Source organism: Chitinophaga arvensicola, assembly GCF_900110835.1.
Classification (GTDB): domain Bacteria; phylum Bacteroidota; class Bacteroidia; order Chitinophagales; family Chitinophagaceae; genus Chitinophaga; species Chitinophaga arvensicola.
In genome coordinates this window covers 421,025-445,444 of sequence record NZ_FOJG01000002.1, presented here as the reverse complement: position 1 = coordinate 445,444, position 24,420 = coordinate 421,025, and the positions used below count along the sequence as shown (strand labels likewise).

Here is a 24,420-nt window from a genome sequence, read left to right as displayed (position 1 = left end):
CCTTTTCTGCTCCGTGGATAAAAAATCACCCTTTAGTTGGAAAAAATGTATTTCTTTTTTTCTATTTTTATGTCAGAATTAATAATTAAATAATGAAAACCAGCCGGTTAGCTAGAGACTAAACCGGGTTATAACAATCCTGCAGAAAAACCATAAGTTATGATTCAGATTACCTTATCTTATAAAAACCGTGAGTACCGTCACTTCGAAGATTCCTCCCTTGCGCAGATCGCAGAAACCACCCGGAGATTACTTTGTGCGTTACTGGAAGACATTTATGACCTGGTTACTAAAGAAGCCGGCCGTTTCCTGATTTACCTGGATCATCATCCAAAGATCGAAGTAGAGGGATTCAGTCATGGCTTAAGAGATCAGATTGAACGCACCCTTCGCGGAGAATCTGCCTATGAAGATGATTATTGAGTAGTACTAAATTGATCGCTCCTGTTATTGTAATATAAAGTATCCTTATCTTAGTTCACAAAATAAGACAAGGCGCATGCAGCTTACCTTCCTTCAGGTATTGGAATTACTGGGCACATTTGCATTTGCTGTTTCGGGAGCCACAGCAGCTATTAATAAATCATACGATGTTATCGGGTTACTGGCATTGGCCTTTGTAACGGCTATTGGTGGCGGAACCATCCGCGACCTGTTGATCGGCGCCACGCCGGTGGCCTGGATGACGGATGAACTCAGCAACTCTGCTATTATTGTAGCCGCGATTATTGCGGCTTTGTTTTTTTCCTATGTAAAAAAACTGAACCGTTTACTCAGCACCTTCGATGCCATCGGTCTGGGCATGTTTACTATTACCGGCATCAACAAAGGATTGGCGGCAGGACTTCCCCTGCCCGTTTGTGTGGCGCTGGGCGTCATTACAGGCACCTTTGGCGGCCTGTTGCGCGATGTGATCAGCGATGAACAACCCATTCTTTTTACCCGGGAAATATATGCCGCTGCATCGATTGCAGGAGGTACCCTTTACCTGGTGGCCGGTCATTTTACCGGCATCTCGGGCGACATTGCTCAGGGTATAGCCGTTACCGTTATAGTTACGATACGATTGGTCAGTCTGCGCCACAACTGGCAACTACCTCGCTTGCGGGCCTAGTACATTTATTTGCCGCTAAATAAAATTTATTATATTGCTGATATGATGGCATTATTTGATAACTACATTGCTTTTGCAACAACGGTATTCATGGGATTACTGGCAATTGTAAATCCTATTTCGGCGATTCCTGTTTTTATGGAACTCACCTCCAATATGGATAAAAAAGCAAAACGGAATATTGCCACCAAGTCAGTATTAATTGCCTTCTGTATCATTCTTGTTTTTAGTGTGGCGGGTAAACTGATTTTCCACGTTTTTGGTATCACACTCGCAGCGCTCCGGGTAACGGGCGGCATTCTTGTGTTTGTGATCGGTTATGAAATGGTGCGGGGGGAAAAAGAAAATAAAGCAGAAAATCCCAAACTGGGTACGCAGCCCATAAAGGCAGACCAGAATATCAGTGTAGCCATTACCCCACTGGCAATGCCCCTGCTGGCAGGCCCTGGCGCCATTACCACCTCTATGAGTTATTCTGCTGCAAAAGATCTAACACATCTTGCCATTGTAATAGGCATTTATGCATTTATATGTTATATCACCTATCTTCTCTTTATTGCAGGTGAGCGCATTGTAAAAATTATCGGCACCAATGTAATGATGGTCATTACAAAAATGATGGGACTTATTCTCGCCGTTATCGGTGTTCAGATGCTCGCATTGGGCCTCCGCGAGCTTTTTAATTTTTAACGGAAATTTTCAGAACAATTTTAAATCGATTCGTGTTATTATTTCAGATGCGGACCAAAGGATTATTTAGGGTAAGCATAAAATGAAAGTATAGCAAAGACGAAAAGTAGCCATCATCCCATAGCGTTAACCCGCTATGATTATCAGACGCATCGGACAAAATCCAAAAACCATTTTATCCTGTCAGAAACTCTTCACGTTGGCGCGTGCAGAGATACTATTGCCCGCTTTAAAAGATTTTTTTTAGTTGAACAACAGGTAAATCCGTTATTGATTACTAGGTGGATGTTATTTGTTCTCTTTTTTTAATAAGAACATAAAAAAATCAATATAGACGGAACAGTTAGCAGAAAAGCCGTCCCGATTCTTCGGGACGGCCATTTTTTTTAGCTTTTCTTTTTGCGTTTGCTGTCTGCGATATCCTTCTGATCATATTCATCTTCATTATACCCTTCCAGCACATTGTTTTTATCGTCGTTCGTTTCCTTTTTAGCACCGCCTTTAGCGGGAGCAACGGCCTCATTCTTACGTTTGATCTCTTTCAGGTCGCGCTTTTCTTCCGTAGTTTTTTTGATCGTCATAAGTCATGGTTTTAATGACTGGCTGCAAAAAAACTGCCGTCTTTACGGGATCAACAGGCCTTCCCTGATTTCATCAGTGGCCGGCGCAATGACCTGGTCGTTTGCATGCAGCGCACCAAAAACTTCTGTAGAATCGTTGTGGTGGTTTCCTTCCTCGATATCCACCCATTTTGTTTGATGGTCTTTTACTACCACCACATACTTCCTTTCGGTAGACATCACCACTGCATTAGCCGGCACCAATAATGCCTGTGCAGATCCTTTCAGTGGCAGCACCACTTCTGTATACATCCCTGCTTTGAGTAAGTGTTTCGCGTTCTGTACATCAATTTCCACAGCTTCTGAACGGTACCGGTCGTTGAGCGTACCCGCCTGCCTGGCGATGGTCCCCTGGAAATGCTCACCCGGGATCGCATTCACATCAAAACTGATCACCGATTGCTGTGCCAGCTGGGCACTATATATTTCCGGTACCTGAAGAATAAGCCTCAGCTTATCTTCCTGCTCCAGCATGAGCATAGGTTTGTCGTCCACTTTGGTATCAGGCCCTACCAGGGCCCCGGGATGAATATTACGTTCCGTAATCACACCATCAAAGGGCGCAGTAACCGTAAGATAGCTGCGATTCACTTCCTGCGCCCGGAAATTTGCCTGTTCACTGTTCATCAAGGCGCTGTCAGCCAGCATGCGGGCCCTGGCCAGTTCCAGGTCATGCGCAGAAATGGTTCCCGGCTCTTCACTGGTGGCAACCGTGCGCTCATAATTATCTTTACTGGAAGCAAACATGGCAGCAGCCTGCAAATATTTTGACTGCGCCGCATAATAGTGCTGTGTTACTTCCGGTGCTTCCAATACCAGCAACACCTGCCCTTTTCTTACTTTGGAACCGCGATCCACTGCAATACTTTTCACAAATCCATTGATCCTCGGATAGATGCTTACCTTCTGGAAAGCCGCCAGCGCGCCAGGCAGCCGTATATTTCCCGCCAGGGGCTGTTGTACCACCGTCGCCATTGTATAATGACGTGCCTCTTTTGTTTCTTTTTTCTTATCCGGCATTGCCGCCGAATTACACGCAGCCATGGCACTCAGAAGAAGACAACCGGATAAGTAATATTTATAATGCTTCATAATTTTATATTTTAATTTAATTCATTGGGTTCGTCAGGCATCAGGGAAGGCGATTGGTAACTGGCTTTCTGCTGGATCCACGCATACACCTGGGGTAAAATGAGTAAGGCCGCCAGTGTGGAGGCAATGAGGCCACCGATCACAGCACGGCCCAACGGAGCGGTTTGGTCGCCCGCCTCCCCGAGGCCACTGGCCATAGGGATCATACCGGCTATCATAGCGAGACTCGTCATAAGGATGGGACGTAATCTCACACCGGCACTCACAATAGCCGCCTTGCGGGCATCCCGGTATTCTACCCTCAGCTTTTCTGCATTGGTCACAATCAGGATCGCATTGGCCACGGATACACCGGTAGACATGATCATACCCATATAGGATTGCAGGTTCAAAGTGGCGCCGGTTAACAGCAACGCAATCAGCGCGCCCGCAATTACCGCAGGAATAGTAGTCAGCACCACCAGCGATAATTTAAACGACTGATAATTGGCCGCCAGCAACAGAAAGATGACGGCAATAGCGATCATCAGACCGTTTTGCAGACTGCCCAGCGTTTCTACGAGCAGGCTGGAAGCCCCTTTCAGTTCGGTGACCAGCCCCTTTGGCGGCGTACCGTTATCCTTAATCGCTTTCTGTACTGCTGCAGTAGCAGCACCCAGATCTTTCCCCGAAATATTGGCACTAACGGTAACGAATCTACGTGGTCCGGCGCGGTCGTATTCTCCCGGCATTTCTGTGGTGGTAAATGTGGCCACATCTGCCAGCACCGGCCTTGGCTGGCCTTTTACCAGCGGAATTTCCTTCAGGTCGTTGAGTGCCGTCATATTGTATTCCGGCACCTGCACCTGTACCTGGTAGGTATAGGCAACTTTTTCATCCAGCCATTGATTCTTTTCGGTGAACCTGCTGGAGGAAGTAGAAGCTGTTACTGAACGTGCCACCTGGTAGATATTCAATCCCATCTGGGCCAGTTTAAGCCGGTCGATATGAATACTGATCACGGGAAAATGCAGTGGCTGCGCAATCTGTACATCACGGAGAAAAGGAATGTCACTAAGCTTACTAACCAACTGTTGCGCATAACCGGAAATCTGCTGCATGTCCTTCCCGGCCACCCTTACTTCTATAGGCGTAGCGGCGCCCTGGCTCATAATTTTCTCCGTGAGATCGATAGGCTCAAAAGACACCCGCATCTCCGGAATACTGGCCGTAATATTCTTCCTTAGCTGGTCTTTCAGCTTTTCAATATCTACTTTATAATCTTCTTCCAGGTTCACCTGCAACACCGCTTCATGGGTACCACTGTTGAAAATATACAGGTTGCTGGTGCCATAACTGCTGGGAATCAAGCCTACATAAGCGGAACTGATGGCTACATGCCCCTCTACCGTGCTGTCTACGATTGCCAGCACCTGGTGCAGACCAGTTTCAGTTCGCTCCAGCCGCGTACCGTCAGGCATGCGTAAACGAAGCTGGAACTGCCCTGCATTAACATGCGGCATCAGGTCCTTCCCTATCCACACATAGCAACCACCCGCCAGCAGCAAGGAACCAATAATATAAACGGTAACGACTATACGGGAATTCTTCATCCCTCCTTCGAGTATACGCATGAAGCCGAGCTTGAACCGCTCAAAGCCCCTGGCTTTTTCCGGATGTTGCTGTTCTTGTTGCAGGTGTTCATTTACTTCTTTTATTTCTTCCGCATCCAGCACCAGACTGGCATGTGCGTGGTGCTGGTATCTATCTTCCTTTAACCACCAGTTTGCAATAACCGGTACTAAGGTTTGTGCGGCAAAGTAAGAAGCGATCATGGCAAAACCGATCGACAGCGACAGTGGCAGGAACATGGCGCGCGGTACACCTGTCATGATAAAGGAAGGTGCAAAAACCGCCAGGATACATAACAAAATCAGCAGCAGCGGAAAAGCAATCTCCTCACAGGCATCATAGATCGCCTGCCGTTTGGATTTACCCATTTCCAGGTGCTGGTGAATGTTCTCAATGGTCACCGTGGCCTGATCTACCAGGATCCCGATGGCCAGCGCCAGCCCGCTCAGTGTCATGATATTGATGGTTTGTCCGGCTAGTTTCAATCCCATCACGGCACATAATACGGCCACCGGAATAGTCACCACTACCACCAGGCAACTCCGCAGATCCCGCAGGAACAGCAACACCATCAACCCCGTGAGCAATGCACCCAGGGCCCCTTCTGTAATGAGGCTTTTCACCGCATTGATCACAAACACCGACTGATCAAATTCGTAAGATACTTTTACATCATCGGGCAACAGGCTTTGCATTTCCGGGATCTTTGATTTCAATGTTTTTACTACATCCCAGGTAGATGCATCCGCCGTTTTCACCACCGGGATATATACAGACCGTTTACCGTTTACAAGGGCGTAATCTACTGTCACATCAGTAGCATCCGCTACCCTGGCTACATCACGGATAAACACATTATTGTTGCCATTGGTCACAATAGGAATATCACCGAAATCGGCCACCTGTTTTTCGAGTGAATTAATAGTGGTCACGAACATGGTGTTATTGATCCGGATATTGCCGGAGGGCGTCATCACATTGTTTTTCGCGATGGCTTCCACCACTTCGTCTGCACTAAGATTGAAGCTGCGGAGTTTCTGCGGATCTACGTTCACCACTACCGAACGGGAATTGGCGCCAAACGGCGGTGGTGCCGATAAGCCGGGCACCGAGGCAAACATAGGCCGGATACGGGTGGCAGCGAGGTCATATATTTCCTTCAAAGACTTCTTCGGACTGCTGAACACCAGCTCTCCCACCGGTAAAGACGATGCATCGAAACGCATTACCTGCGGCGGCAATGCACCCGGTGGAAAAAACTTCATGGCCCGGTTTACCTGTAAAGCCACCTGGGCGGAGGCTTCCGCCATATCTGTATTCTCATAAAAAGTGAGTTTTAATAACGTTAACCCCTGTATGTTTTTAGTGGTAATATTTTTCACCCCATTCACATACAGGAACTGATCCTGTAGCCTGGTGGCAAAAAAACCTTCCATTTGTTGCGGCGACATGCCCCCGTATGGCTCTATCACATAGATAGTAGGCAGGTTCAGTTTGGGGAAGATGTCGATGGGTATATTGAACATAGACAGCAAGGAAAAAAGCAGCAATCCGCCGGTGATCACGACCACCGCGATGGGCTTCTTCAATGCCGAAGACACAAATGACATAATAGTAGCGTTTAGTTCAGATCAGGTAAAAGTTGTGACATCGTGTTGCCTGCATAGGCGGCGCGAAACAGCGCCTTCCAGGCGGCATCGCGGGTTTGCACCAGGTCTGTTTCCGCGCGGTTAAGTACAAACAGCGCTGTCGTTACATCGATGATGTTCGCAAGGCCTCCTTTGTACAAAGCCATTTTCTGCCGGGCGGCAGCCCTGGCGGCCCCCAGCTGCAAAGGCAGTTCCCGGAGCTTTTCCCTGGATGTCTGTATATCCGCCTGCGCCTGTTGCAGCAAGCCATTCAGTGTAGTACGGGTGGTTTCCAGCTGTTGTTCGGCCACTACCGATTTGTATTGTTGTACCGCTACTTTTTCATGGGTACGTTTCAGGTCTGTCAGGTTATATGTAATCCCTAAACCGAGCAGGTAATTGTAACGGCTGTATCCCAGTCCGCTCCAGAGATTCTTATCATATACGTCATTGAATGATCCGCTGGAACCGCGCATCCATCCGGCTGCCATGAGATTTACTTTTGGCAGCGTGGATTTCCGGATCACATCGGCGGCGGCACGTTGCTGTTCATACACCGCGTTGTAGTATGCCAGCATAGGATGGGCGGAGAGGCTGTCAGGGATCTCTTCCCCCAGCAATACCGGCAGTCGCTGATTGGAAATGGTATCCGCGCTGATCTGTAGCGTATCCAGCCCGGTGAAAATACTGAGCTGAATGCGTACCTGGTTGTAGTTATTCTTTATATCCAGCCATGTCAGTCGCGCTTTGGATAATTCTGCAGCGGCTACGGCACTGTCCACACCAGGTTTCAGGCCATGTAACACGGTAGCGGTAACTGCTTTCAGTACTTCGGCATTACGCTGGATATTATCTGCCGCGATTTGCTGCAAGGCATAGAGCCGGAGTAATTCCAGGTAATTTTGTATCACGGAGACGGTCAGTTGGTTTGCCGTATTATTAAGATCGGTTTGTTGTACGTTGAGTGAGCGGGCCGCCTGTTGCTGTTCACTGTGATAGGCGCCAAAGTTATAAATCTCCCATTGCATAGCTGCCATGGCGATATTACCACTCATCAACGCATTATTGTTTTCCGCACGGATACCACCGGAGGTAGATGGAATCATTCCCATCGTAAAATAGGAACCATAAATACTGTTATCTGTGCCGGCGTCCAGTTGCTCATGCAGTTTTATAGCCGGATACCAATTGTGTTTAACGTCAGTAAGACTGGCCTGCCCGGCATTTACCTGGGCCTGTTTGGCCTTGATAGCAGGGTAATGCGCCAAAGTAAGCGCAATAGCCCGCTGCAGCGAAAAGCGTTCCGCTGCAGATTGTGCGAACAAAGAAGTGAAGGGAAAAATACATAGCAACCACCAACACGACTTCTTCGCGATCATATGTAAGTTCATAAATCGCTAAAAAGAAAATGAAATAAATAGAGTGTAAAAACGGGTTACTATGCGGTTGGGGGGCCTCGCCAGCTTCTTAGCGGCGTAGGTACGCTGAGGTAGGGGTTAAAGTAATAACCACCAATGGTTTTGTCTACATAAATAAAAGAGGCGGTAACGGCATCCAGCAGAACCGGGGATACTTTTTCATGCCCGTAACTGTCGTTGATGCCTACCGGGCGGCGTTTGAAACGGTTGACCGTAGCCCGGAAACGGGGCGACTTTACAGCGGCCTGGAAAGTCACCCCATTATTTGCCGCATGAATATCTGCCAGCACTTTCTTTTGTACCAGGGTACTATGCCCCTGCGCCTGTGGCAGGATCATCACCGCGATCAATACAAAGAATAAATGCCGGAATAATTTCATGTGGTACACTGTAATGAATTTACTAAGATATTGAATCCATTGGATTTTTCTATCTATGGCTATGCTTTTTTAACGGGATTTTAATACACTAGAAAAAGCAGATCAGGCAGAGTTCTTCCATTTTCAGCATGGCATTGGCCAGGCGAAAATCCTGCATATTGAAGCAGGCGAAAGACTGGTATTCATCCAGGCTGGTGCCTACGGCAACTATTTTCAGTTCGTACGCTTCCAGTTGTTCATTCACAAAATCAAGGATGCCTTTGGCAAAATCCTCTTCTGCCATGATTGCCTGAAAGGTGGCAGCATCCGGTGCTTTCAGCTCTACACCCGCCACCTGCAAGGGAAATAGTTCGTTAAGCGCTAAAATACCGTTGTCGGCAAACTCCTGCCATTCAAATTCTACGACATTGCCGGTAGCAGATAATGCGGCGTAAACTTCCGACCAGATAATGGTTACATCGGGTACCACAATTTCCGGGAGCTTACTGATCAGTTCTTCTGCATCCTCTTCCGGGAAGATGTCGAGGAACAGTTGTTCCAGTGGCTCACGGGCATTGGACAAACTATGCAGGTTATCCAGCATTTTTAATTCATGAATCAATGTGGACCAGCGAAGCTCCAGTTCATCCTCATCTTCCTCGGTCATGTCATCGGCGATCAGCACGGCTTTATCATGCAGCTTATAATCATCCAGTCTGTTCTTGCGGATATGCAGTCCGTTGCCGAAAGAAAGCTCATAAGAGGCACAATTCAGGAAGGCGGTACCAATGAGTACCTTGTCCATGAATATTTCGTGTACCACGCTTTCTTTGGTATCTATATGCGAATAACCGGTTTCCTTTCCGTAGGTCTGTGTTAACCAGTTGAAATCTTCACGTGAAATAGCAGGTATTTGTTCTGGCATAAAATTTAATCCGGTGAACAGCAAAAGTAGTTAAATTACATACGGGATGTACCCGTGTGAAGAATCAATAAAAAAATTATTATGGAAAAACGGAAACTGGGAAAATCCGGGCTATTGGTAGCCCCGCTCGCCTTTGGCGGCAATGTTTTTGGCTGGTCGGCCAACGAATCCACTTCTTTCTCTTTGCTGGATGAATTTACCGCCTCCGGTTTTAACCTGGTCGATACGGCAGATGTGTATTCACGTTGGGTTCCGGGGAATACAGGCGGCGAATCTGAAACGATTATCGGTAAGTGGATGCACCAACGCGGCAACCGCGACAAAGTGATCATTGCTACGAAAGGCGGGGCGGATATGGGCAATGGTAAGAACGTCACAAAGGCTTATCTCCTGAAAGCCGCAGAAGATTCGCTGAAGCGGTTACAGACAGATTATATCGACCTGTATCAAACCCATTATGATGTGGAGTCCACACCGGTACAGGAAACGCTCGAAGCGTATGACACACTTATAAAAGCAGGTAAAGTAAGGGCTATCGGCGCTTCCAATATGAGCGCGGCCCGTTTGAAAGAGAGCCTGGAGTACAGCGAAAAAAATGGCTTACCCAGATATGAAACGTTCCAGCCGGAGTATAATCTCTATGACCGGGCACAATATGAAAGTCAGTATGCGACGCTCTGCGAAGCGAATGATCTTGGCGTCATCAATTATTATTCATTGGCCAGTGGCTTTCTGACCGGTAAATACCGGCGACAGGCCGACAGCAGTAAGAGTGGCGCACGTGGGCAAACAGCATTAAGCTACCTGAACGAAAAGGGTCTCCGGATCCTGGCAGCACTGGACCAGGTGGCAGCAGCGCATCATTCCACGCCGGCTGGTGTGGCGCTGGCCTGGTTGCTGACACGCCCGGCAGTAGCAGCGCCTATTGCCAGCGCTACCAGTAAGGCACAATTACACGAACTGATGAACGGCGTGCAATTACAGCTGGATGCAGCTTCGATAGCACTACTCGATAAAGCAAGTGAATAGTTTCGGGGTTTAAATAAAACAAACAGGGAAGGTTTTCAGACCTTCCCTGTTTGTTTTATGCTGTTGTATCTTTACAAGCGGAATTTCAATCCTGCATTCACCCCCAAACCACCGATGTTAATATATGATTTCAGGTCATTGGAAGCGCTGTTGTTATCTTTATAAATGACTTTGCTTCCCTGCTGATTCACTGGTGTATTGGAGTTTTTGTCGAGCGTAGTCTGGTATTCGGTGTTCTTTTCCGCTACCGACAGGTCGTTGAGCGTACGACCAGGCAACGGTTGTACCACGGCGCCTGTTGTACCATTGATGAGCGTATTCGTTTCATTGTATTGGGTAATCTCTTTCTCTTTGCTGCGCACCGGAACATTCCGGTATTCTGTTTCCACGAATATATCAAAGCGGGAACCTGCCCTGAAAGACACACCCAGCGCGCCCTGGAAGCCGATGGTAACATTAGGCTTGATTTCTTCCTTTCTGCTGATAGCGGTAGCTACCTGTGTGCCAACCGGGATACCGGCGGGAGTAGACAACTGGCTGGCATCTGTTTCAATATACAGACGACCCCATAAAGGTACCACCACGCCAAAACGTACATATGGATTAATTTTTTCCAATCCCGGACTTACTACCAGGCTGGGTGCGAAATCCACCGCATTTACATATCCATGCGATTCCACATGTCCGAGTTCCTTACCAGAACCGGCCAGGGTAGTGAGTTGGCGGGTCATCAGGTTTTTCTTGCTGTGGAAATAATTGAACGTTCCCTCTACGGCCAGGTATTTATTGATGTTGTAACCAATGGAAAGTCCCGCTCTGAAACCCTCTCCATAAGAGCCGGTGAGTACTTTGCGGGCCAGGGTATCAAGTCCTGTACCGGGCGTCAGTTGTGTATGCAGATCCTGCGGCGGATATGGACCAACGTTAGGAAATTGTCCGGGAGACACGCTAAAAAAATAGCCCCCGGCTACTTTCAGATAAAATTTAGAATGAGAAGATGAGGAGGTGCTGGAATTGTCCTGAGCTTGCGTACTGATAGTTGCAGTTAAAAGCAGCGTGGTTGCTCCTAACAGGAATAGTTTTTTCATATGCAATGGTTTTGGTGTTGTATAACAATCTATTGAAAGTTAACAAATTATTAGCACATAACCATCACTCCAACTATTAAACTAAAAAGCTTCCGCCAGGGACAGGTAGAGTCCTTTTTGTCTTGGCTCACCGCTCCGTTTTTCTCCTACGGCATAGTCTATACGAATAGTAAGCCTGGCATTTTCATCATAGAAATAACGGATCCCCACCCCACCGCTGGGTTTAAAACCACTGAAATTAAAATCGCGGTTAGCAAACACCGAACCTGCACCGGCAAACGCAGCCAGCGCAAATTTAGGTTTGATATCTACAAACCAGATATGGATCCTCATTTTAGGATCTACCAGGTAGCGGTATTCCGCCTGTCCTGCGAGATAATTCTGGTTACGGTACCTGCCGGTATAGTAACCGCGCATGATCAGGTCGTTGCCCATTTCAGGCAAGAGGTAAAAGGGCAGATCGTTGCCTTGCAGGCTGTTGAAAATGCCATTAAAACCAAGGGTGCTTTTCCGGGAGATGGAAAGGAAATGGGTACCCTGTGCTTCCATTTTAAAAAGCGGATGCTTGCTCAGGAAAGCCGGTGCATAGGCCAGGTTGAGTTTGAACCACCAGCCATAACGGGTAAAATTCTCATTATCCCGGTTATCAAAGATGCCGGTCAGCCCCAGGAAGGTAACATATCCACCCTCTTTATCTACCAGCGGCATCGTGGTATAAATACCTTTGTCGTCGCCACTGCTGTAGGTATCTCGTTGATACAAGACCGACGCGCCTGCATAGAAGTGCCCGGTGATGCGTCGTTCGCCTTCTACCTGTACTTTATACCGGGTATTGTTTACCAGTGAACGGGTATCATAATGGGTGGTATCTCCTATGCCAAAGAAGTAGAGCGGATAGTTATGATAACGGAGATTACTTTTAAAATGCCAGGTATTGCTGCGGGTCCAGATATTGGCCTTGAGATCAATCTTAAACTGGTTTTCTGTAGTAATCGCTGGGATCAGGTTCAGGGTTGAATTACGGGTACTGCGGTCCGGGTTACTGTTATCTGTGTAAAAGGAATAGAGCATAGCTGCTCCAATCTCCAGTCCCTTTTCCTGTGAATACCCCAACACCGGTAAAGGGAAAAAACTGCGTTTGCGTATCCCTACGCTATCGTATATCCCTGTCCGTGAAGAAGGGGCTGTTTTTATAACGCTATCCTGCTGAGCCTTTACACCTGATGCCAATAAAATTAATAAAGCCGTGATATGGAGGTTTTTACACATAGGCTGCAAATGTAAAGATTTTAGCGAAGCCGATCACATTCTACAACCGGCTCCCCTGAAATCACGGCCTGTCGGAGTGGCCCAGGCTTTTTTCCGGATTTACGTGGTCCCGTACCAGTTGTTTCAGGAACTTTATTTCCGGGAAATGACCGGCATCTTTACGATCAAAAATCTTTTCCTCATTGAGCCAGATGATATAAGACCCGCCGGTTTCACTGGGACGGAGGGTAACACCACCCAGATCTTCGGTAAAGGTAGTCAGCAGCTCCTGGGCCATGTAAGCGGCGCGCAGCAACCAGCCGCATTTAGGACAATACTCTATCGTAATAACTGGTTTCATATGCCTTGATTTAAGAAGGCCTGTCACACATGATAAATTTATCAGGGCAGACCGGGAATAAACTTTAGCGAAAGATACAACGGGAATCGGTTTAAAGCCATATAACACTAAATTCATTTTTTCCTGCCCTACTTTTTTGTCAAGTTCCTTTGAATCGTGGCACATTATCTTTAATTTTAACCTATGTTAAAGTGGACCGTCCCCGAATCGCTCCACCCTTGTCACTGCCAACACCTTTATATATGCTGCCGGCCAGTCCTTTGAATAAGAGCGTTTTAATCCCACTTTACCTGCTGCTACTGTCCACTGCGGTGACGGCGCAACAGGCTATCAACGACAGTCTCCAGATCCAGCTTAGTTCCCATACAAAAAACGATACCACTAAAGTAAAAATACTGAACCAGCTCGCCAGGAGTCATTTTGCATCAGACGTTGCTGCCGCTGCGAAATATGGCGCAGAAGCGCTGCACCTGAGCGACAGCCTCCACTATGCCCCCGGAAAAATATGGGCCTGGCGTAACCTGGCCCTGGTGGAAAATACCAAAGGTCACCTGGATCAACAGATGCAGCTGACCCTCAATGCGCTGCGACTGGCAGAAACACTGGGCGATTCCTATACACTGGGCGTACTCAACAACGATGTGGGTAACATCTTCACAGAACTAAATACACCACGGGATGCACTCGTTTATCTGAAAAAGTCGCTCGCCATCAAGTTAAAAAGAAATGAAAAAACAGAGATCGCCAAAACACTCAACAATATTGGTTCTGCTTACATCGCGCTGAAAATACCAGATTCAGCGATGCTGTTCCTGGAGAAGGCAGAAAAGCTGAAACTGGAACTAAACGACCAACGCGGCCTGGCCTTTACCTATGAAAACATGGGCATTGTAGCGATGCTGCAACACCGGTACAATGATGCCCTCCGTTTCCATCAATTGTCTGCCACCTATTACAAGAATGCCGGCAATTTGCCCGGCGTGGTGAAGTCGAGCCTGAACCTGGCAGAGATACAAACGAAGCTGGGTGATCTGAAAGGTGCAGAGAAGAACCTCGAAAAAGCCCGCCTCCTGAATGATACCCTGGGTAATGTCAAAAACGAAATGATCTATTTCAAGATCCGTTATGAACTGGACTCCGCCCGGAAAGACTTTGTATCCGCCTTTGCCAGCTACAAAGAATTCAGTAGCCGCAATATCGATTTCTTTAATGCAGAAAAAGGCCGGCTGATTTCCCGATCCCAGGAAAAATACGAATCGGAGAAAAAGCAACGGGAAAATATCCTGCTGAAAAAAGAACAACACATGCACCTGGCTACGATTCAACAGCAACGGGTGCTGGTGCTATCTGCTGCCGCACTGTTTCTCGCGTTGCTGCTGATCACGGTGATGGTGTACCGGCTTTATAAACGGCAACAGGAACTCTACCTGGAGCTGAATAACAAGAACCGGGAAGTATCCATGCAAAACCGCATCATCCTTGAGCAGAACGCCACCCTGGAAAATCTGAACCAGGTAAAAGACAAAATATTTTCGGTCATCTCCCACGATCTCCGCTCCCCGCTGGCCATCCTGGAAGGACTGCTCTTTTTGCTGAAAGATGAAAAAATAGATCCCGTACAGTTCCGCATCTATACCGATGAATTATGGAGAGACGTAAAAAATACGGCCTACATGATGGACAATATGCTGCAATGGGCCAGCAACCAGATGAAAGGCATCGGTGTAAAAGCAGATGACTTCGATGTAACGCTGGTATTAAACCGGGAATTTGAATTGCTCCAGACGCTGGCAAGACAAAAAGAAGTGAAACTCTCTCATGAGTTGAACAAGGCCATTATGGTATATGCTGATCCGGATATGATCCGGCTGGTATTACGCAACCTGATCAATAATGCTATCAAGTTTACTCCCTCCGGTGGAGAAGTACTGATTACTGCCATCCAGCATAGCGACCTGGCGGAAATCACGGTGAAAGACAATGGTACCGGTATCCCCGTAGAAAATCAACACCGGATCTTCTCTAACATCTACTACTCTACTACCGGCACACGGAATGAAAAAGGATGCGGCCTTGGCTTACATCTGTCAAAAGATTTCGTGGAACGCAACCACGGACAGATCTGGTTTAACAGTATGCCCGGCAGCGGCAGCAGCTTTACTTTTACCGTTCCCTTATCGGAAGAACCTGAAATTAACCCCCGCGCCTATACGGTAGTGGTACAGGATCATCCACTGGGCGGCGTAAGCGTATTAAGACGATAATCAGGCCAGCCGGAATGCAGTGGTATGCTTTATTTCCGTCATCACAAAAGAACTGTGCACCTGCCCTATATTTTCTATGGCCGCCAGTTTATTCGTCAGGAAATACTGGTAACTGCGCATATCATTTACCACTACCTTCAACAGGTAATCATACGTGCCGGCCACATGATAACATTCCATCACCTCTTCCATCTTCCCCATAGCCGTTTCAAACTTTTTAATGAGCGGCTGCGAATGCAGCTGTAACGATACATTACAGAAGGCCACCAGCGTTTTACCGGCTTTTTCGCCATGTAACAGGGTCACATAGCGCTTGATAATCCCGCTCTTCTCGATCTTCTTTAACCGTTCATAGGTAGGGGTAACAGACAACCCTATACGATGTGCAATTTCCTTTGTATTCAGACGCGCATCTGTTTGCAATACATCCAATATTTTACGGTCGGTGCTGTCCAGTGTATCCATGGTAGTTATATTTATCTGCTGAATAATAGTTAGCTGGCACTAAACAGTGCTAGATATCTGATTTTCAGATAAAACTAGTATATATTTTCTAAATACACCACTCAGGCAGTTCTATTCAATTACCAATACCTACTTTCGCAGCATCATACACCTGTAAAAAACGATTATGAAAAAGTACCCGCTGGCGGCTGCGGATGCAGCTGCGTTGAATGAACTGTTAGCGCAGGTACAAACCCGCACCAAAGATTTCCTGGGCTATCCTGTATCGAAAGATTTTGATTATACTCCCCTCCTGCCTTTTCTGCAATATCCGCTGAACAACCTGGGCGATCCGTTTGTACCGGCTACTTACGCCGTAGGATCCAGGGAGATGGAGAAATACGTGGTATCCTTCTTTGCAAACCTCTTCCGGGCGCCGGAAGACGATTGGTGGGGCTACGTCACCAATGGCGGCTCCGAAGGCAATTTATACGGTTTATACCTGGCCCGTGAGCTGTATCCCAAAGGCATGGTTTATTACTCAGAGGCAACGCATTACAGCGTACAAAAAAACCTGCATCTCCTGAATATGCCGGGTATCATTATCCGTACACTGCCCAATGGTGAAATAGATTATGAGGACCTGGAAAATACCATCCGTATGAACAGGCATCTGCCGGTGATTATGCTGGCCAATATTGGTACCACCATGACGGAAGCAAGGGATGATGTCAAGCGCATCAAAAGTATCCTGAAAAATCTGGCGATACACCATCACTATATCCATGCAGACGGTGCGCTGTCCGGTAGCTACAGCGCTTTCCTGGATCCCCGGCCGGCCTTCGACTTCGTGGACGGCGCCGATAGTATCGCCATCAGCGGGCATAAATTTATTGGCTCTCCGATTCCCTGTGGCGTAGTAGTGGCCAGGAAATCGAACCGCGACCGCATTGCCCGGTCGGTGGCCTATATCGGCAGTATGGACACCACCATTACAGGATCGAGAAACGGACATAGTCCTTTGTTTCTATGGTATGCTTTGAAAAGCCTGGGTATCGACGGCTTACAGGAAAGAGCCAGGCACAGTTTGGAAGTAGCAGCCTACGCTGTAGAACGGCTGAAAGAAAATGGTATTCCTGCATGGCGCAACCCCGATGCTATTACCGTGGTGTTCCCGGATCCTCCTGTCAGTATCCGCCGTAAATGGCAACTGGCTTCGGAAAACGGGTGGTCGCATATTATCTGTATGCCTAATGTGAGTAAAGCACAGATCGATGAATTCATGGAAAGCCTTATCAGCGCCTTCGAAATGGCGTGATCATTTCCCTTCTGCAATGGCCATAATTTCGGTATTGAGCGCCCTGCGCATGAGTCGCTCCGTTTCCCGGTTGGCCAGTGGCATGAGTAACTGTACCTTAAATTGTACAAAGTCTTTCTTGATCTCGATTGTTTTCAGGGAAAAACTTTCCGGGGCAAAACTTTTCGCATACGCATCTAGGGAAGCCCTGAGCCGGTCTTCCAGACCACGGATCGTAAAAGGATGTTTGTGATCCAGTTCAAATTCGAGTGTCAGTTTTCTGATATTCTGTTTGGACTGGTTCAATACAATAGAAGTAAACACCACCGAATTAGGAATAATAACAATATCATCGTCTTCGTTCTGCAACACCACGTTGATGAGTGTAATATCCAGCACTCTTCCTTTCACATCGCCGATACGCACATGATCACCGAGCGACAACTGGTCAGAGAACATAATGATAAGGCCATTGATCATATTGGTGATATAATCTTTGGTAAGCAGGGCCAGGGCTGCTGCCACGATAGTGATGCTGGTGACGAATTTCAGCGGGTTCACACCAAAAAAGAAGGTGATGGCCAGCAGCAGGAAGATCGTATTTAAGACAGAAGAGATACGGTTGATGCCGAGAATAAAATTGTCTTTCTCGATAGGTTTGTGACGGTTCCTGCGGGTATACCAGGAGAGAATCACCAGCCAGGCAAGGGAAATCATTAGGTTGGCTCCCAGGAAAAAGCTAAGTGCATTCGTCAGTTTAAACAGCCATACAAATTTATCGTAGACGGGTGGGTGTTCCAGGTTAAAATAAACAATGCCCAGGTAAACCAGCAGTTTTATCAGGAAAATCATCCTTTCCCTGCGGTTAGTGTTCTTATAGGTTTTGTCGGTTACCATCATAGCTCTTCATACTCGCTTTGCCGCGAAGGTACAACCGACATTTGATTTTGAGCTGTTATCAGGGTGGTTATTTCATTTTATCGAGGATATCTTCCCAGATAATCCGGGCGATCTGCTCTGTTTCCACGGTACGGATGCTGCCTTCCAGGGTATCTTTGTGATCGGCGGTGAAAGTATTGCTGCGGGGTTCATATTCATCCAATACATGTTCACTTACATCGGGGATCACCTGGAAAGCGGTTTCGGTAGCGCCTTTGTCGATCGTAATGATCAAACCATAAGGTTTACCTCTGATAATCACAGTAACGCTGTGCTTTTCCATAAAATAACAGCTGCAACAGATATACCACAAAAAAAGACCGGTGCTGTGTAGTCACCGGCCTTTTTGTATATATTGGAAGGATAAAAATGATCCCGGATATCCGCTGATCAAGCCGTAGCAGCTGATTTTTTACGTGCAGCTGACTTTCTTTTGGGAGCTGCTTTTTTAGCAGTCGCTTTCTTCGCAGTTGCTTTTTTTGCCGTTGCTTTTTTTGCCGTTGCTTTTCTTCCGGGAGATTTCTTTGCTGCAGCTTTTTTAGGCGCCGCTTTCTTCGCCGTGGCCTTTTTTGCAGCTGCTTTTTTCGGAGCTGCTTTTTTGGCCGCTGCTTTTTTAGGCGCAGCCTTTTTCGCTGTTGTTTTCTTCTTTGCCGCCGCTTTTTCAGGTACCTTCGCTCCCTCTGCCCTGGCTTCAGATAAGCCAATGGCGATAGCTTGCTTAGGATTCGTTACTTTCTTGTTGCTTCTTCCACTCTTTAGTTTTCCTTCATGCATTTCGTGCATACTTCTTTCTACTTTTTTTTGCGCTTTTGCAGCATATTTTGCCATGATAAAAAAATTTATATGGGTTTAAAAAAAGAGTAACAGCGCTATAAAAACAAAATACAAGCCATGGAAAACAACGTATTCCAACGCAAAAAGTGTAGAACTGACAGGGAAAGTGTGTTAAAAATTCTATGGATTGTGGAATCAATTGCCCCATTACTTTACCACACTCAGCGTAAGAGCGCCTCCAGCGTGGATAATATGTGATGGCACATATCTTGTTCCGCCATATCGTAAATGTTTAACTACTATCACTAAAAACCTCAGGATTATGGAAGACATCAGATATCAACATGCCACGCCGGTTCAACATGCACCTGAAAAAAATCCGGATCAGAAAAGTAAGCACAGTAAACGCGGATTTGCTTCTATGGACCCTGAACAGCAACGTGCCATTTCGAGAGAAGGTGGAAAAGCAGCGCATCAGCAAGGTGTTGCCCATAAATTTACTTCAGAAGAAGCCCGTGCAGCAGGTAAGAAAGGCGGTGAAGCCGTTAGCAGAAACCGTGAACACATGGCGGCTATTGGCCGGAAAGGTGGCACAAACCGTGGAAAAAAGAAAAGTAACGTCGAAACCAACAACGATAATCAGCAATAAACCGGTCACGCGGGTTATTGCAAGTATAAGGGACCAATGGTCCCTTTTTCTGTTTGTACTGGTCCCTGTTATCCCATTCTTTCTTATATTTATCGCTTTTTGAACCTATGAAAGCAAAAAGGCGCTGGATTTATCTTATCCTCATTTTATTGAATATTCCCCTGGGACTGGCCACCAGATGGGCGCCCCAATATTTCCCGGAAATTATACGGATCTATGGCGGCGATGTATTTTCTGCCACCTGTATCTTCTTTGGTATCCGTTTTCTGTACCCGGTTACCCCCTTATGGAAAATAGGGATCGCCAATTACCTGGTCTGTTTCCTCATCGAAGTACAGCAGCTGTACCAGGCGGAATGGGCGGTCAGATTCCGTAACACCCCTGCAGGCATCCTGCTCGGACACGGATTTCTGTGGAGCGATTGTGTATGTTATGCGGTGGGTACCGTGATTGCACTGGCGGTTGCCTGGCTTGTGGAAAGAATAATTTGACCTATATTTATTTATAAACCCTGCACTATGCTGTTATTGATAAAAATACTGATTGCATTTGTAATGCTGGAACATCTGTATATCCTATGGTTTGAGATGTTTGCCTGGACTACCCGTGGTCCTAAAGTATTCAAACAATTGCCTAAAGAACTGTTTCCACCCACCAAAGCACTTGCCGCTAACCAGGGTTTGTATAATGGTTTCCTGGCCGCCGGACTGGCCTGGACCTTCTGTATTTCAGATCCGGTATGGGCTTTAAGGGTAGCGATGTTTTTCCTGGGCTGCGTAGCAGTAGCGGGCATCTATGGCGCACTTACTGCCGATAAAAAGATCTTTTTCGTACAGGCATTACCGGCGTTGATTGCACTGGTGCTTATTTTGCTTTATTAAAGAAATCCTCATGATTCACGAATCAGACATACGGATAGGTAACTATGTATCCTACTTTGATTACAACATGGAGGAAACAGCGTTCGTTGTGGAAGGTATCCTCGCCGGTTTTATCTATAACTCCGGCCTTCCCCGCAGCAAGCTGCCCTTTGAAAAAGTAAATCCGGTAGTGCTGGATGTATACCTGCTGTCGAGGTTTGGTTTTATCAAGGGAGATCCCGAATATGGCGAAGATGTGAATGTATATTCCCTGAAATATAACCGGCTGCACAGCGTGCATGTGCGCCATGAAAACGACACCTTCCAGCCGCTTACCGATGCGGCAGAGGGTCTGGTGGCTTATGGGCGACCCATTGTGCATGTACACCAGCTACAGAATCTTTTCCATGCAGTTACGCGGGACGACCTTACCTTATTTGAGTAATAACTTTATTTCCACTTCTCCGGTTTAAATAATACGGTACCATCTCCCTTCAATACCCAGGCGGTGACCGGGTTCACATGGTATCCGCCCATATCCGTGCCCCTGGCCTGGATCAGTTGTTTCATGGTAGGCTGCCGGTAACCGGTATCATCTACCGCCAGGCTCATGATCTCTGTGGGTTTGCCGTCCCAGTACCAGAGATGCCGGAAATAGGTATGCGCCTTGTCGAGTACAGGCTCCTGCAGCACCGCCTTTTGCCAATGCTTTCCAGCGTCGGTGCTGATTTCCACACGGTCTATTTTTCCTCTTCCGCTCCAGGCGATGCCTCTTATCTCTATCCAACCTTTTTCCACCTGTTGCGGAAAAGACGGATAGGTAATAATAGAGCGCGCATCCATATCAAAACTGAACTGCCGGATCTTATGATCCCGGATCGTTTCCGTGTATTTGGAAGTCTCTTCCCTGGTCATAAAGGGCTGATCCGACAATTCTATGCGCCGGATCCACTTTACATTGGTATTACCTTCCCATCCCGGCAGGAATAACCTGGCGGGATAGCCCTGCTCCGGGCGGATCGCTTCCCCATTCTGGCCATAGGCAATCATGGCATCTTTCCAGCCCTTCTCCACGGGAATACTCCGTGTCATCACAGCAGCATCGGAGCCTTCTGCCAGGAACCAGGTGGCCTTGGGATGCACGCCTACTTCCCGGAAAAGGGTGGAGAGCATCACACCGATCCATTCACTCTGACTGGTAAGTCCACAAATTTCCTGCGGCGTCATCGTTTCCTTGCCCGTTCTGAAATTACCTGAACATTCTATAAAGGCGATACGGGAAACTGCCGGAAAACGCTTTAAATCACGCAGGGAAAACACCATAGGACGTTCCACCATGCCGTGAATCAGCAATTCATATTTTTCCGGATCAATGCGTGGCACGCCGGCGTGGCTCCTTTCAAAATGCAGGTCCGATGGTGTAATAATACCATACAGATCCTGTAAAGGCGTCCGGGAAGAAATATCGGAAGGCTTTTTTACCGGCTGCTCAAACGGAGAGCGCGTACCCAGCTTACCGGGGAGTGTACCGGTTATTTTAGTCGGGTCAGTATATAATTGCGTAGAATCGTTGGCGTCAGGCAGCGTGCCTTTGTCGACTCCGGGAACCTTACCTGTTCCGCCACCAGCGGGTTGCCCGCCACGTTGTACACCGGATGCGCCCATCAGCGCTGCTGCGGCGGAAACTGCCGCTGCCCTGAGCATCGTTCTGCGGGGAATCTTTTTGCCAGCGTTCTCTTTATCGTCTAAAGTCATAGTTGTTCATTTTACGGCTATCTCACTTCATTCCCTCCCCGCCGGTCGTCATCTACATAATACTTCTTCGCCGGCATCACAATCTTCGGGAGATTCACGGCATTCAGCGACAGCGTACTGTCGATCACTTCATTGCGGTACAACAGGAACGCTGTGAGGCTATACACCTCTTCATTTGTCAGTGAACCCGGTGCATTGAAAGGCATAGCCCGGCGGATATAATCATATACGGTGGTGGCATAGGGCCAGTAGTTACCGATTGTTTTTACGCGGGTGGTATCTCCCATAGGCGCTACAAGGCGGTTGGCGGTAGGCTCTGCGCCGGTTTCACCATGACAGGCCGCACACTTTGCGAGATAAATCGCCTTGCCGCTAAGAGCATTACCGCTACCGGACGGCAATCCCTTGCCGTCCGGTGCGATAGAAATATTGAGTGAATCAATCTGCCGGCTGGTAGCCGTTTTTCCAAATCCAAAATGGGAAGGCCAGTCTGATACCGGTGGCCGGGTGTTGGTATGGCAAGCCAGCATACCCAACACCATTACAGCAGCCACCCGGTAACAGCCGGTGCGTTTCATCAACATATCGTCGTTTAATAATTTCCTGCATTCAGTGTACTGGGGGTCAGCGCATACTTTTTATCTACCCGGTCCAGTACTACATAAATATTGTTTTTATTTTCATCCACACCAGTGAGCACTACATGCGATCCATCTGTGGTGGCATAGCTCACGGTAAAGCGTTTACGGTTCTCGTAAGCAGGCGCAGATGCATAGTCTTTCGCCCTGCGGGCGGTTAATGCAATGGGCGCAATTTTCAGCGACTCATCACCAATATTTTTCTTTGCTTCAGCAGGAATCCAGTCTTTCTGCGCCCTGGCTGCCTGTTGACGCGCTGCTTTCTCGGCCGCTTCATCTACCGGAGCGCCGCCATCGCCACCTACACCCGCCGTGCGGTTACGACGGTCAGGAATGGCCTTATACTTATCTTCCAGGTACAATACTTTATTTACTTCATCGGCATAGTAATGGAAAGCACGCTGCCCACCGGCCAATCCAGTTATTTCAAAGGTCCGGTTTACATCCCGCTGCGGATCACCGCCACCGTTAGACAGATCCAGCGGATGTGGCTTATTGACACGATAAGTAAAAGTGGACCAGTTTTCAAAAGTGGCTTCCTGCCAACGTACGGTATCAACAGGAGAATAAGGAATCACCTGGTCATTTAAACGGAACTCCGTTACCTGGTAGTTACCGCGCAATTGCTTTACACCCGCTACTGCCGGTTGTTTGTATGGATCGTACAAAAAGTTGATCAGCTGCAGATAAAAGAGCACGCCCAGGAAAAGGAAGATGGTAGCAGATTTCAGCCCTATACGGGTATAGCGGAACCATCTCTGGGGAAAAGAAGGATAATAGTTTACCGGTATAGTAAAACGCTCCTGGATCAGCAAACGATAGATCTTTGGTACATCATTTACCAGCAGTAACGCCGACAGCAGTACGAAATAACTGCTGTATACATGCACGCCACCATCATAGGCAAAGTTTACGTATACAATATCTCCCAGCGCACCCAATAATAAAACAGATCCCAGCGTAGTGGTTTTACGGAAGAACAACAAAGTGCCGGCCGTTACCTCTACGATACCTGCAAACACCTGGTACCAGGGCACAATACCGATGGATAACCAGTAAATTTTCTGCGCGGTAAGATCCCCGAAGTTGGTATTTAAAACCCCGAAAGAAGGATAAGGCATCTGTACCGGTAACAGCTTCGTAAAGCCAAAACCGATGATCCCGATACCGGCGCGGTAACGCACAATCACCCGCAACCAGTACCAGGCGGTATAATATTCTTTACGGGGCAGCTTACGCGCCTTTACCACCGCGGTCCAGATCAGGCCACCGGCAGTAGCTATCAACGCGGTAGTGATCCAGTTGGCATATCCCAGCAACGAACTGCCAAAGATGGTATTGCCCAGGAAATTGATCCCCGAGCCAAAACGCGCAATATCATACAGGTCGCGGTAATTCAGCGATGCCCAGTTGAGTTGCACCAATTGCTGGTACCATTCAATACTATTGGGAACCGACAGCGCAATAAAAAAGATAAAAGCGATCCGGAATAAAATGAGCTGATACTCTTTCCAGGGCGGCAATTGCGACAAAGGCGCCTCTACGGAAGGCGGCACACCGGAAGCGGTTTCCCTGATCACGGGTTCATCGGGTAATGTTTGGGTATTATGAGCCATA

Annotated in this window: 26 protein-coding genes; 10 read left to right on the top strand and 16 right to left on the bottom strand. The window is 47.6% G+C overall.

Going from position 1 to position 24,420, the window contains the following annotated elements:
* Positions 1-159 precede the first annotated feature (159 nt).
* The 3 genes from BMW79_RS19050 (at position 160) to BMW79_RS19040 (ending at position 1,804) form a co-directional block, all read left to right on the top strand.
* Entirely contained in the window at positions 160-423 is a 264-nt protein-coding gene (locus BMW79_RS19050; protein ID WP_089897234.1) for a hypothetical protein, read from the top strand.
* A gap of 76 nt (positions 424-499) precedes the next feature.
* A complete protein-coding gene (locus BMW79_RS19045; protein ID WP_089897233.1) occupies positions 500-1,114 on the top strand; it encodes a trimeric intracellular cation channel family protein in 615 nt (204 codons plus the stop codon).
* A gap of 42 nt (positions 1,115-1,156) precedes the next feature.
* Complete coding sequence (locus tag BMW79_RS19040) at positions 1,157-1,804, top strand: MarC family protein (protein ID WP_218150383.1); 648 nt, start codon at positions 1,157-1,159, stop codon at positions 1,802-1,804.
* 386 nt (positions 1,805-2,190) lie between these two features.
* On the opposite strand, the gene BMW79_RS19035 is transcribed toward BMW79_RS19040, so the two are convergent.
* The 6 genes from BMW79_RS19035 to BMW79_RS19010 form a co-directional block, all read right to left on the bottom strand.
* Entirely contained in the window at positions 2,191-2,385 is a 195-nt protein-coding gene (locus tag BMW79_RS19035) for a hypothetical protein (RefSeq protein ID WP_089897232.1), read from the bottom strand.
* Positions 2,386-2,427: 42 nt separating this feature from the next.
* On the bottom strand, positions 2,428-3,516 hold the full coding sequence (locus BMW79_RS19030) for an efflux RND transporter periplasmic adaptor subunit (protein ID WP_089897231.1): 1,089 nt from the start codon (positions 3,514-3,516) through the stop codon (positions 2,428-2,430).
* Positions 3,517-3,527: 11 nt separating this feature from the next.
* The gene (locus tag BMW79_RS19025) at positions 3,528-6,737 is read right to left on the bottom strand and encodes an efflux RND transporter permease subunit (protein WP_089897230.1); all 3,210 of its coding nucleotides are present in this window, start codon (positions 6,735-6,737) and stop codon (positions 3,528-3,530) included.
* An 11-nt stretch (positions 6,738-6,748) separates the two neighbouring features.
* A complete protein-coding gene (locus BMW79_RS19020) occupies positions 6,749-8,146 on the bottom strand; it encodes a TolC family protein (RefSeq protein ID WP_089897229.1) in 1,398 nt (465 codons plus the stop codon).
* Positions 8,147-8,193: 47 nt separating this feature from the next.
* A complete protein-coding gene (locus BMW79_RS19015; protein ID WP_089897228.1) occupies positions 8,194-8,553 on the bottom strand; it encodes a hypothetical protein in 360 nt (119 codons plus the stop codon).
* A gap of 88 nt (positions 8,554-8,641) precedes the next feature.
* Positions 8,642-9,457 carry a DUF6630 family protein gene (locus tag BMW79_RS19010; RefSeq protein ID WP_143059219.1) on the bottom strand — a complete coding sequence of 272 codons (816 nt, stop codon included), beginning with the start codon at positions 9,455-9,457 and terminating at the stop codon, positions 8,642-8,644.
* An 81-nt stretch (positions 9,458-9,538) separates the two neighbouring features.
* On the opposite strand from BMW79_RS19010, the gene BMW79_RS19005 reads away from it, so the two are divergent.
* Positions 9,539-10,486, top strand: coding sequence for an aldo/keto reductase (locus tag BMW79_RS19005; protein WP_089897226.1), 948 nt, complete (start codon positions 9,539-9,541; stop codon positions 10,484-10,486).
* A 71-nt stretch (positions 10,487-10,557) separates the two neighbouring features.
* Here the strand turns inward: BMW79_RS19005 and BMW79_RS19000 are convergent, their stop codons facing one another.
* The 3 genes from BMW79_RS19000 to BMW79_RS18990 all read right to left on the bottom strand — a co-directional run bounded on the left by BMW79_RS19000 (position 10,558) and on the right by BMW79_RS18990 (position 13,183).
* A complete protein-coding gene (locus BMW79_RS19000) occupies positions 10,558-11,574 on the bottom strand; it encodes an outer membrane beta-barrel protein (RefSeq protein ID WP_089897225.1) in 1,017 nt (338 codons plus the stop codon).
* A gap of 81 nt (positions 11,575-11,655) precedes the next feature.
* Complete coding sequence (locus tag BMW79_RS18995; protein ID WP_089897224.1) at positions 11,656-12,843, bottom strand: BamA/TamA family outer membrane protein; 1,188 nt, start codon at positions 12,841-12,843, stop codon at positions 11,656-11,658.
* A 61-nt stretch (positions 12,844-12,904) separates the two neighbouring features.
* Entirely contained in the window at positions 12,905-13,183 is a 279-nt protein-coding gene (locus BMW79_RS18990; RefSeq protein ID WP_089903952.1) for a SelT/SelW/SelH family protein, read from the bottom strand.
* A gap of 191 nt (positions 13,184-13,374) precedes the next feature.
* Here BMW79_RS18990 and BMW79_RS18985 point away from each other — a divergent pair, with 191 nt between their 5' ends.
* Positions 13,375-15,447, top strand: a complete 2,073-nt coding sequence (locus tag BMW79_RS18985; protein ID WP_143059218.1) for a tetratricopeptide repeat-containing sensor histidine kinase — start codon at positions 13,375-13,377, stop codon at positions 15,445-15,447.
* On the opposite strand, the gene BMW79_RS18980 is transcribed toward BMW79_RS18985, so the two are convergent.
* Positions 15,448-15,912: an Lrp/AsnC family transcriptional regulator gene (locus BMW79_RS18980; protein WP_089897222.1), complete on the bottom strand. Its 465-nt coding sequence runs from the start codon at positions 15,910-15,912 to the stop codon at positions 15,448-15,450.
* Positions 15,913-16,078: 166 nt separating this feature from the next.
* On the opposite strand from BMW79_RS18980, the gene BMW79_RS18975 reads away from it, so the two are divergent.
* On the top strand, positions 16,079-17,209 hold the full coding sequence (locus BMW79_RS18975) for a histidine decarboxylase (RefSeq protein ID WP_089897221.1): 1,131 nt from the start codon (positions 16,079-16,081) through the stop codon (positions 17,207-17,209).
* Here the strand turns inward: BMW79_RS18975 and BMW79_RS18970 are convergent, their stop codons facing one another.
* The 3 genes from BMW79_RS18970 to BMW79_RS34255 form a co-directional block, all read right to left on the bottom strand.
* Positions 17,210-18,088, bottom strand: coding sequence for a mechanosensitive ion channel family protein (locus tag BMW79_RS18970; protein ID WP_089897220.1), 879 nt, complete (start codon positions 18,086-18,088; stop codon positions 17,210-17,212).
* Positions 18,089-18,155: 67 nt separating this feature from the next.
* On the bottom strand, positions 18,156-18,410 hold the full coding sequence (locus BMW79_RS18965; protein ID WP_143059217.1) for a hypothetical protein: 255 nt from the start codon (positions 18,408-18,410) through the stop codon (positions 18,156-18,158).
* A 107-nt stretch (positions 18,411-18,517) separates the two neighbouring features.
* The gene (locus BMW79_RS34255; protein ID WP_089897218.1) at positions 18,518-18,955 is read right to left on the bottom strand and encodes a DUF6496 domain-containing protein; all 438 of its coding nucleotides are present in this window, start codon (positions 18,953-18,955) and stop codon (positions 18,518-18,520) included.
* 268 nt (positions 18,956-19,223) lie between these two features.
* Between BMW79_RS34255 and BMW79_RS18955 the strand changes: the two genes are divergently transcribed.
* From BMW79_RS18955 to BMW79_RS18940, 4 genes are all read left to right on the top strand, one after another.
* Positions 19,224-19,550, top strand: coding sequence for a KGG domain-containing protein (locus BMW79_RS18955; RefSeq protein WP_089897217.1), 327 nt, complete (start codon positions 19,224-19,226; stop codon positions 19,548-19,550).
* Positions 19,551-19,657: 107 nt separating this feature from the next.
* A complete protein-coding gene (locus BMW79_RS18950; protein ID WP_089897216.1) occupies positions 19,658-20,041 on the top strand; it encodes a ribosomal maturation YjgA family protein in 384 nt (127 codons plus the stop codon).
* A 27-nt stretch (positions 20,042-20,068) separates the two neighbouring features.
* A complete protein-coding gene (locus tag BMW79_RS18945; RefSeq protein ID WP_089897215.1) occupies positions 20,069-20,431 on the top strand; it encodes a DUF1304 domain-containing protein in 363 nt (120 codons plus the stop codon).
* Positions 20,432-20,441: 10 nt separating this feature from the next.
* The gene (locus tag BMW79_RS18940; RefSeq protein ID WP_089897214.1) at positions 20,442-20,855 is read left to right on the top strand and encodes a hypothetical protein; all 414 of its coding nucleotides are present in this window, start codon (positions 20,442-20,444) and stop codon (positions 20,853-20,855) included.
* A gap of 5 nt (positions 20,856-20,860) precedes the next feature.
* Here BMW79_RS18940 and soxC read toward each other — a convergent pair whose 3' ends face one another.
* Genes soxC through BMW79_RS18925 form a run of 3 tightly spaced genes read right to left on the bottom strand, consistent with a single transcriptional unit; the run spans position 20,861 to position 24,419 of the window.
* Positions 20,861-22,165, bottom strand: a complete 1,305-nt coding sequence (gene soxC / locus BMW79_RS18935; protein ID WP_245752598.1) for a sulfite dehydrogenase — start codon at positions 22,163-22,165, stop codon at positions 20,861-20,863.
* 17 nt (positions 22,166-22,182) lie between these two features.
* Positions 22,183-22,749, bottom strand: coding sequence for a c-type cytochrome (locus tag BMW79_RS18930; RefSeq protein WP_245752596.1), 567 nt, complete (start codon positions 22,747-22,749; stop codon positions 22,183-22,185).
* Positions 22,750-22,757: 8 nt separating this feature from the next.
* Positions 22,758-24,419, bottom strand: coding sequence for a hypothetical protein (locus tag BMW79_RS18925; protein ID WP_218150382.1), 1,662 nt, complete (start codon positions 24,417-24,419; stop codon positions 22,758-22,760).
* Position 24,420 lies beyond the last annotated feature (1 nt).

Coding starts and splice junctions, on each gene's coding strand:
- BMW79_RS19050 (WP_089897234.1), top strand. CDS start 160: ATGATTCAGATTACCTTATCTTATAAAAACCGTGAGTACCGTCACTTC.
- BMW79_RS19045 (WP_089897233.1), top strand. CDS start 500: ATGCAGCTTACCTTCCTTCAGGTATTGGAATTACTGGGCACATTTGCA.
- BMW79_RS19040 (WP_218150383.1), top strand. CDS start 1,157: ATGATGGCATTATTTGATAACTACATTGCTTTTGCAACAACGGTATTC.
- BMW79_RS19035 (WP_089897232.1), bottom strand. CDS start 2,385: ATGACGATCAAAAAAACTACGGAAGAAAAGCGCGACCTGAAAGAGATC.
- BMW79_RS19030 (WP_089897231.1), bottom strand. CDS start 3,516: ATGAAGCATTATAAATATTACTTATCCGGTTGTCTTCTTCTGAGTGCC.
- BMW79_RS19025 (WP_089897230.1), bottom strand. CDS start 6,737: ATGTCATTTGTGTCTTCGGCATTGAAGAAGCCCATCGCGGTGGTCGTG.
- BMW79_RS19020 (WP_089897229.1), bottom strand. CDS start 8,146: ATGAACTTACATATGATCGCGAAGAAGTCGTGTTGGTGGTTGCTATGT.
- BMW79_RS19015 (WP_089897228.1), bottom strand. CDS start 8,553: ATGAAATTATTCCGGCATTTATTCTTTGTATTGATCGCGGTGATGATC.
- BMW79_RS19010 (WP_143059219.1), bottom strand. CDS start 9,457: ATGCCAGAACAAATACCTGCTATTTCACGTGAAGATTTCAACTGGTTA.
- BMW79_RS19005 (WP_089897226.1), top strand. CDS start 9,539: ATGGAAAAACGGAAACTGGGAAAATCCGGGCTATTGGTAGCCCCGCTC.
- BMW79_RS19000 (WP_089897225.1), bottom strand. CDS start 11,574: ATGAAAAAACTATTCCTGTTAGGAGCAACCACGCTGCTTTTAACTGCA.
- BMW79_RS18995 (WP_089897224.1), bottom strand. CDS start 12,843: ATGTGTAAAAACCTCCATATCACGGCTTTATTAATTTTATTGGCATCA.
- BMW79_RS18990 (WP_089903952.1), bottom strand. CDS start 13,183: ATGAAACCAGTTATTACGATAGAGTATTGTCCTAAATGCGGCTGGTTG.
- BMW79_RS18980 (WP_089897222.1), bottom strand. CDS start 15,912: ATGGATACACTGGACAGCACCGACCGTAAAATATTGGATGTATTGCAA.
- BMW79_RS18975 (WP_089897221.1), top strand. CDS start 16,079: ATGAAAAAGTACCCGCTGGCGGCTGCGGATGCAGCTGCGTTGAATGAA.
- BMW79_RS18970 (WP_089897220.1), bottom strand. CDS start 18,088: ATGATGGTAACCGACAAAACCTATAAGAACACTAACCGCAGGGAAAGG.
- BMW79_RS18965 (WP_143059217.1), bottom strand. CDS start 18,410: ATGGAAAAGCACAGCGTTACTGTGATTATCAGAGGTAAACCTTATGGT.
- BMW79_RS34255 (WP_089897218.1), bottom strand. CDS start 18,955: ATGGCAAAATATGCTGCAAAAGCGCAAAAAAAAGTAGAAAGAAGTATG.
- BMW79_RS18955 (WP_089897217.1), top strand. CDS start 19,224: ATGGAAGACATCAGATATCAACATGCCACGCCGGTTCAACATGCACCT.
- BMW79_RS18950 (WP_089897216.1), top strand. CDS start 19,658: ATGAAAGCAAAAAGGCGCTGGATTTATCTTATCCTCATTTTATTGAAT.
- BMW79_RS18945 (WP_089897215.1), top strand. CDS start 20,069: ATGCTGTTATTGATAAAAATACTGATTGCATTTGTAATGCTGGAACAT.
- BMW79_RS18940 (WP_089897214.1), top strand. CDS start 20,442: ATGATTCACGAATCAGACATACGGATAGGTAACTATGTATCCTACTTT.
- soxC (WP_245752598.1), bottom strand. CDS start 22,165: ATGACTTTAGACGATAAAGAGAACGCTGGCAAAAAGATTCCCCGCAGA.
- BMW79_RS18930 (WP_245752596.1), bottom strand. CDS start 22,749: ATGTTGATGAAACGCACCGGCTGTTACCGGGTGGCTGCTGTAATGGTG.
- BMW79_RS18925 (WP_218150382.1), bottom strand. CDS start 24,419: ATGGCTCATAATACCCAAACATTACCCGATGAACCCGTGATCAGGGAA.